This is a genomic window from Parendozoicomonas sp. Alg238-R29, assembly GCF_947331445.1.
In the GTDB taxonomy this organism is placed as follows: Bacteria; Pseudomonadota; Gammaproteobacteria; order Pseudomonadales; family Endozoicomonadaceae; genus Sansalvadorimonas.
Map to the genome: position 1 here is coordinate 34301 of NZ_CAMZOG010000038.1, position 7381 is coordinate 41681.

General features: G+C 47.5%; 7 protein-coding genes. 2 read left to right on the forward strand and 5 right to left on the reverse strand.

The genetic code is table 11. The features are described 5' to 3' along the window. Nucleotides 1–24 precede the first annotated feature (24 nt). Both QMA35_RS11260 and QMA35_RS11265 read left to right on the forward strand, forming a co-directional pair. Nucleotides 25–1029 carry a hypothetical protein gene (locus tag QMA35_RS11260; RefSeq protein WP_281647250.1) on the forward strand — a complete coding sequence of 335 codons (1005 nt, stop codon included), beginning with the start codon at nt 25–27 and terminating at the stop codon, nt 1027–1029. Between the two features lie 125 nt (nt 1030–1154). Next, a complete protein-coding gene (locus tag QMA35_RS11265) occupies nt 1155–2798 on the forward strand; it encodes an alkaline phosphatase D family protein (RefSeq protein ID WP_281647251.1) in 1644 nt (547 codons plus the stop codon). 62 nt (nt 2799–2860) lie between these two features. Here QMA35_RS11265 and QMA35_RS11270 read toward each other — a convergent pair whose 3' ends face one another. From QMA35_RS11270 to QMA35_RS11290, 5 genes are all read right to left on the reverse strand, one after another. Beyond that, entirely contained in the window at nt 2861–3595 is a 735-nt protein-coding gene (locus QMA35_RS11270; protein WP_281647252.1) for a fimbria/pilus periplasmic chaperone, read from the reverse strand. A 71-nt stretch (nt 3596–3666) separates the two neighbouring features. Then, entirely contained in the window at nt 3667–4068 is a 402-nt protein-coding gene (locus QMA35_RS11275) for a hypothetical protein (RefSeq protein ID WP_281647253.1), read from the reverse strand. Nucleotides 4069–4134: 66 nt separating this feature from the next. Next, the gene (locus QMA35_RS11280) at nt 4135–4599 is read right to left on the reverse strand and encodes a tRNA (cytidine(34)-2'-O)-methyltransferase (protein WP_281647254.1); all 465 of its coding nucleotides are present in this window, start codon (nt 4597–4599) and stop codon (nt 4135–4137) included. A 52-nt stretch (nt 4600–4651) separates the two neighbouring features. After that, complete coding sequence (locus tag QMA35_RS11285) at nt 4652–5578, reverse strand: helix-turn-helix domain-containing protein (RefSeq protein WP_281647255.1); 927 nt, start codon at nt 5576–5578, stop codon at nt 4652–4654. A 35-nt stretch (nt 5579–5613) separates the two neighbouring features. After that, nucleotides 5614–7381 (reverse strand): class I adenylate-forming enzyme family protein (locus tag QMA35_RS11290; RefSeq protein ID WP_281647256.1); only part of this gene is annotated, 1768 nt, incomplete at its 5' end.

Genomic DNA, 7381 nt, shown 5'->3' on the forward strand with positions numbered 1-7381 from the left:
ATAATAAATGTGTGTGGTGTTTTGTTGAGAGTTCTTTTTTTCTTTTGCATTGTCTTACTTCAAACTTTTCCTGTTCTGGCGGACGACGACTGCCTTCTGGATAATATTGCCGATTGTGTACAGAATGGCTCCTGGGAGATGAAGCTTAAGCGCCTGTACGATATTGATATGGGGCAATGGAGTGGGCAAGCCATACTTGATGGTTCAACCCAGCCAGCAACAGACGGGCGTCGCTTTTGTATTCTTGCCTACAGGCCTCAAGGAGGAGGACGAATTGTTCGAGATTACAATATTGATGTGACCGGGCCTTTCGAAGATTCGTCTTATGTTCTGCGGCAGGGAAGTAAAAGTCTTCCAGTCACTCTGACGTTAAAAGGGCAGAAATCCGCCAACTCTTATATTGATGATTCTTTGGCAAATGGCACTGTTTCTGTTGATGGGATTAATTCGGAATCTCAATGTAAGAACTATGAATTCTCCATTATTGCAGAGGTGAGCAGTACCGAAATTCTTAATCGTACAGCGGTTGGGCGGTATCAAAGCACGTTCGCGTTAGTTGCATATTCCACAGAAGGCTTCAGCCAGACAGTGACCGAAGACTTTGTCGTCACCCTTGATGTTATCCCCGTGTATCAGGTGAACCAGTTGCAGGATGTGGTACTGGATGAAAACAAAATCACACCAGAGAACCGGGTTTATGAAGATTTGGATTTCTGCGTGTTTGCCATGGGCGCAATACAATACAAGATGTCGTTACGTTCACAGGTACGGCCTTCTTCATCTTTCGAGTTACAGAGTGGTGGAGACTCTATTCCCTATCGGGCCAGAGTAGAGCTGGATGACGGTACCTGGAATGACTTTACTCAAGCCGGTTCAACATCAGTGGGAACATTAACAGGCAGTGGGGTATTGAATTGTGGTGGCAGCCCGAACTCAAGGATAAGAATTGATTTTCCAAAGCCACAGTTAGATGGACTTACGGCTGGAACCTACACAGATACCATGGAAGTGACTGTAGAGCCTGAATGAATCAATAAATAGTTTCACCCTTTTTTCTGTCTCTCTTTTTCTCTGTCATGGAACTGACTTCATTTTGAAAACAAATCGAGATACCTTCTTTGTGTAGTCCCCTTCAGTGATAACACGAGAAAACAATGACAATAACAAGACGACGCTTCTTCCAGGGCGCGGCCTTGGGGATTGCTGCACTTCCCCTGTTAAAGAGCTATGCCAGTGCTCATCAGCCTTTCCGCCATGGCATTGCCAGTGGTGACCCACTGGCCGATAGAGTCATACTCTGGACCCGTGTCACCCCCGATCAGGATCCACTATTTGCCAGCGCTATTGTGCCCTATGAATGGCAAGTTGCACTTGATCCAGGAATGGCATCTATTGTTCACACAGGCTCAGGCGTAACAGGTCCTGAAGTGGACTACACCGTGAAGGTTGATGCCGATAATCTGGTACCAGGAACCACATATTATTACCGTTTCTTGTCTAATGGCGTTGAGTCTCCCATTGGGCGGACGAAAACTCTGCCAGTTGGGCATTTAAACCGCATGCGTCTGGCTTTTTGTTCCTGTTCCAATTACCCAGCGGGATATTTCAACGTCTATAAAGAAATTGCCCGTCGCCCCGAGCTTGATGTTGTTCTTCATCTTGGGGATTACATTTATGAATATGGGCCTGGCGGTTTTGGGACTGGAAAAGACCTTGGCCGTGACCCACTTCCAGCTAAGGAGATTACTGCACTTCAGGATTACCGGTTACGTTATGCCCAGTACCGCACCGACCCTGACTTGCAGGAAGTTCATCGCCAACATCCATTTATCTGCATCTGGGATGATCATGAATCGGCCAACGACGCCTGGAAAGGTGGAGCGGATAACCACGATGATGGCGAAGGTCGTTGGGAAGATCGTCGCACAGCAGCAATTCAGACCTATTTTGACTGGATGCCCATTCGTGAGACCGGCATTGTTGACCAGTTTGGTAGCCAGTCAATATACAGAAACTTCCGTTTCGGAAACTTGATGGATCTGTTTATGCTGGATACCCGGCTGTTTGGTCGGGACAAACAGGCCAGACCATTGGATGCCCGCACCGCAAAGGACACTTCTCGCACACTGCTTGGCGAACAACAGGAACAGTGGCTCCATAATGGCTTGAGCCAATCTCAGCGGGATGGTGTTCGTTGGCGGGTTTTAGGGCAACAGGTGATGATGTCGCAGCTGACAATCAACCCTGATCTGCCTATCAATATGGATCAATGGGACGGTTATCAAGGTAGCCGTGATCGACTGTTTGACCATATTACCGGACAGGGTATTGATAACCTGATGGTACTCACCGGAGATATTCACACTTCCTGGGCTTTTGATCTGGCAGAAGATCCTCATCGGATCAGCCGCTACAGCCGGTTTAGCGGGCGGGGAGCGATTGGGGGTGAGTTTGTAACTCCGGGAGTAACATCTGGCCTGGGCGATAAATCTGGTTTAACAGAGGCTGCTGGTCTTGCGGTAGATGGCATTCTCCGGAATTTGAAGTGGGCCAATATCTCCGAGCGCGGTTATGTATTATTAGATATCAGCCACTCTCGTTCCAAGGCTCACTGGTACCATGTTGATACAGTAAAGAGTCCTCACTACTCTGCGTACCTGGCTCGTATGTACAAACAGAAGGCGGGAGATAATCATATCCACCGAGCCTGGAGAGAGAGCTCTGCCAGTGACTATGATCCGCCAGCACCTGCAATGTACAGTGCTTTGGGTAGCTTGCGCAGTCGCTTTATGGTTTAAGTCTTTTGGTGTGTGATGGGTTGAGTAAAATCACTCAGCCCATCATCCATTATCCATCATTGTTAAAGTGGAAACTGCTGAGTCTGCTCGTTCTGTCCATCAAACAGTCCGTATTCAACAAATCCTTTCTTATTTTGAAACTCTCCCGGCAGCTGGAGAGTCCAGCTCTGACCAGCATAAACCCGACTGCCTTCTTCTAGTTCTGAGCATTTCTCTTGTTTGGTTTCCCGGGATGCTTTTTGAGAAACACCTTTCGGGCAGAAGAGGCCATTACGCAGCACCACATTAATATTGCCAGAGTTCGAGAAAGTCATTTCTGAACCTTTGCTCTTTGCAGAAACTTCAAAGTAAGGATTCTCTGGGCGAATAAAAGCCAGCACCTGATAGGCAACAAGAATCTTTACCGCCGTTTGGGTAGCTTCCAGCTCACCAACAACCGGGCGGAAGGTAATACGGTAAACCTCTTCCACTTTTGGTGCAGGATTCAGGCTAACCAGTCTTACTGTTTTACGGCCTCCGGGAGCAACAATGCTTTTCCCCGGTGTGGCGAGAAGCTGCATTTTATCCGGGTCAGTAATTCTTACTCGTTCCTCGTTCTCGGTACCGGGGTTTTCAACTTTGAAAATCTCGGTTTCCAGATAGAGGTTCTCTTTGTCCGGGTTGGTGACCAGAATATCCTGACGCGGCAGTTTGTCTGCATCGAAGTAAACAATCATACGATCAAGCTGCACACCGGAAAATGCTGACGAGGCAAAAAGTAATGAGAAAGCGGATAGTGCTGCGGTAATTATTTTCATTATTTACTGCATGTTTGGTCATCTACATAAACAGGTTATAACCGGATTTTCGGAACGACTCAATGAAGATTTTACTCAGGAGCTATAAGGATTGTGGCTGGCTGCTTTGAGGGTTGGCTATTTGGGGTAATCGCAACTGTCTGTTCACTACAGTCAGATGATGTCAGGTAGGTCACGGAGTTTTTGTTAGGTACCGAGGTGTATCCGGAGAAGGTAACAGTATGTGGAGAGGGGCGTTCACTACCTCGCAGCGGTAGCACTGACGTTGAGTAATAATCAACGCCACGACCAGTAATACAAAATGGTTCTGGTGTGTTGCTGAGAGTATCTGGAGGAGCTTGAACTTCCAGTTTTGATGGAATAACCAATCGAATAGAGAAGGATGCCGAGGAGGTTGTGCCAAGCGAACCTTGACTGGCTGCGAAGGAAATATTCCAGCTGACAAGAAGTAAACACAAAATAAGAGTTCGCACGGGCCAACCTGAAAGTGCCGATCACCAGAGTAACTATCGACACTTTCCAGCTGGAATTAAGGAAGTTTACAGACCTCTGGCAAACCCCTGTTGACGCCAGGCTTCATAACTGACAATGGCTACAGCATTCGATAGATTCAGGCTGCGACTGGTTTCCAGCATGGGAATACGCAGTCGGTGTTCCGACGGAAAACTGTTGCGTAAATCGTCAGGTAAACCGCTGGTTTCTGAGCCAAACAGCAAAATATCTCCTTGCTGATACTCAATCTGATCATGAGGGCGACTGCCTTTGGTGGTACAGGCTAAAACCCGGCTGTTGGGTACGGCTTCAATAAAGGCTTCATAATTCTTGTGAACAGTCACTCGTGCCAGATCATGATAATCCAGCCCTGCCCGGCGCAGTTTCTTCTCTTCCAGATCAAAACCCAGAGGTTCTATCAAATGAAGCTGGCAGCCGTTGTTGGCGACCAGCCGAATCAGGTTGCCGGTGTTGGCGGCAATGCGGGGCTCGTACAGGGCGATATGAAACATGCTGAGCAGTTTAATCTCGATTCACAGAACTGCGCATTATAAGCGTATTGCGCTATTTAAACAGGATATCACTGCTACGAAGAGGCTGGTGACAGCAATTGCAAAGCAACTCTGGGGTTAGCGGGTTGTTACTGCATTTGTGGGTGAGTTCTATGGCACTGGGTGTATCAGGTGCTTCAAGCCAGCGTTTGCCCCACTGGTGCAGGGAAAGCAGCAAAGAGTAAAGGTCATAGGCTTTGGGTGTTAGCTTGTAGGAGTATCGTGGAGGGCTCTCCTGGTAGTGCACACGAGTGAGAATGTCGTTTTGAACCAGTTTTTTTAGCCGGTCAGCCAGAATGTTTGTGGCGACATTCAACTCTTTATGAAAAGTGTCGAACCGGTCGGCTCCCATAAATGCGCCGGCCAGAATCAGTGATGTCCAGCGGTCACTCACAGCATCAATCACATGAAACAGGGTTTTATCTGTGGTGCCGTTGTTTTTGATATTGCGGCTTCTTCGTTGCTGTGTGGGAAGATCACTCTCAATAGAGGGCTGCTGGTCATTGGTTGTGTAATGAACATCATGAACGCAGATTTCTTCGTGACAGAACCGGCAGGAGTAAATGGGCTGGATGGCTCTATTGCAGTTTTTGTGGATAAGCGTGCGGGGAAGAGGAGCCGCTTCTTCTTTCGCCCACTTTAATTCCCAGAGCCAGGCGGCAATAGCCAGAGGGTAAAGTGACAAACCTTTATCGGTCAGGCGGTATTCAAACCGGCGAGACTGGCTGATAGGGTTCCGATAAAGAACCCCTTGCTCCACAAGATTTTGCAGGCGCTTGGTTAGAGTTCCCCGGGAAGCACCTGTACTCGCTAATAACTCTTCAAAGCGATGGCGACCAAGGAACATATCCCGTAATACCAGATAGCTCCACTGATCTCCCACAATATTAAGAGACTTTGCCGTTGCACTGGCTGTAATCAAAGACAAAGGTGATTTCATAGCGGCTCTGTTTCCTGTGAGCGCCATTTCTACCATCATTTACATTCGTCAGCCAGTGCCCGTTTAACAATCTTCCCTACAGGGTTTCTTGGTAGCGCGGTAAGGAAACGGGTTTGTTCAGGCAGTTTATATTTTGCGATATGGCAGCCTTCCAGATATTGGATGACTTCCTGTTCAGATATTCCCTTATCAGGAGCACAAACAATATGTGCAGCTATCCGCTCACCCATAATCGGGCAGGGGTATCCGGTAATAGCGGATTCGTTAATATCCGGATGAGCATTGAGTAAAGCTTCAAGTTCCGCAGGCGCGATATTCATCCCGCCTCTGATAATCAATTCCTTGCATCGGCCGGTGAAACGATAGAAATCAGTTTGCTGGTTATCTATTTCAAACAGATCGCCGGTTCTGAAAAAGCCATCCGGTGTGAATAACGCTGTAGCGTCGTCCATTTCAAAATAACCGTCGAATACGCCAGGCCCTTTGATTTGCAGCTCACCGGCCACACCCGGTTCTGTCACTTCTTCATCTGTTTCAGGGTTTACTAATCGAGATCCCAGAATATTGTTTTTTCTAGGGAATAAACGTGCCCGGCAGTGTGCATCTTGAGTGTGAAGCGGGCCGCAAAGCAGAGATGTGCCTTCGTTGGAACCGAAGTGATTAATAATCTCGATTTCAAAATGTTCTTTGAACCCAGCAACCATCCAGTCATCCAGCGGTGCTGATCCAGAACCTATTGCCCTGAGTCCGGAAAAGTCTACAGCATTAAACAGCTGCTCATTCTTGAGAATAGTATTAAGCAGTGCAGGGGGCGCGAGTGTGTAGCTGATGTCCTCAGTGACAATCTGCTTCAGGTAAACCGGTAAGTCCAGAGGGTGATGAAGTACCAGCTTTCCTCTGCATAACAGCCAGCTCATAAAGAGTCCGCCAATGGCCGCCATATTAATTAACGGAAATGGATTGAGCAGGTTTTCCTGAGGCAGAATGTCAGAACTCTCGTAAGTCATTCTGCCAATGGCTTTCCACTGATTGTGGGAGCGAGGGATGCCTTTAGGGTTGGCTTCTGTGCCAGACGTCCAGCAGATGGTGAAAACTTCATCGGCAGATTGATCAAATGTGCTGAGATATGTGCTCAGGATTTCTGTATCACTTTGTTTTTCACACAGCTCATCGAGGGAGATCACATCAGCATCTTTGCCATACCAACACATCACAAGTGGTTGCTGTGTTAGTTGCTGTGTTAGTTGCTGTGTTAATTGTGACCCTACATTTTTTACAGCGGCTTGCAGGTGGCTAAGCATGCCTTTCTCTGAAAAAACAGCAGAGCCTATGATGGCTTTGGGCTGTAATGCTGCAATTATGGATTCCAGCTCATGTTCCCGATACTGCATAGCCACTGGGCTGATGATGGCGCCAATACGGGAGCAGGCCAGATAGAGAGATACCAGTTCTACAGTATTGGGCATTTGAACCAGAATAATATCTTCCTGCTGGATACCTTGTTGCAGCAGTACAGCTGCAAGGTTATCCACAGACTCCGAAAGAGCGGCATAAGTAAGACGTTGAGGTGATGTTCCTACCAGTGCCGGTTTATTGAGGGGATCAGCAAGTGCAATTGCATTTGGATATGACTTTGCGTTGTCATAGAAGAAGTCATGAATTGTTTTCTGATCCCAAAAGCCTTGCGCGTGATACTTCTCGATACTCTCCTGAGGGGAAGTAATCATGGTGATACCTTTTATTATTTTTGGCTCTTTCGCAGGTTGGCTGATCATTTCTGAGCCTCCTGTCGAATTTTCAGAT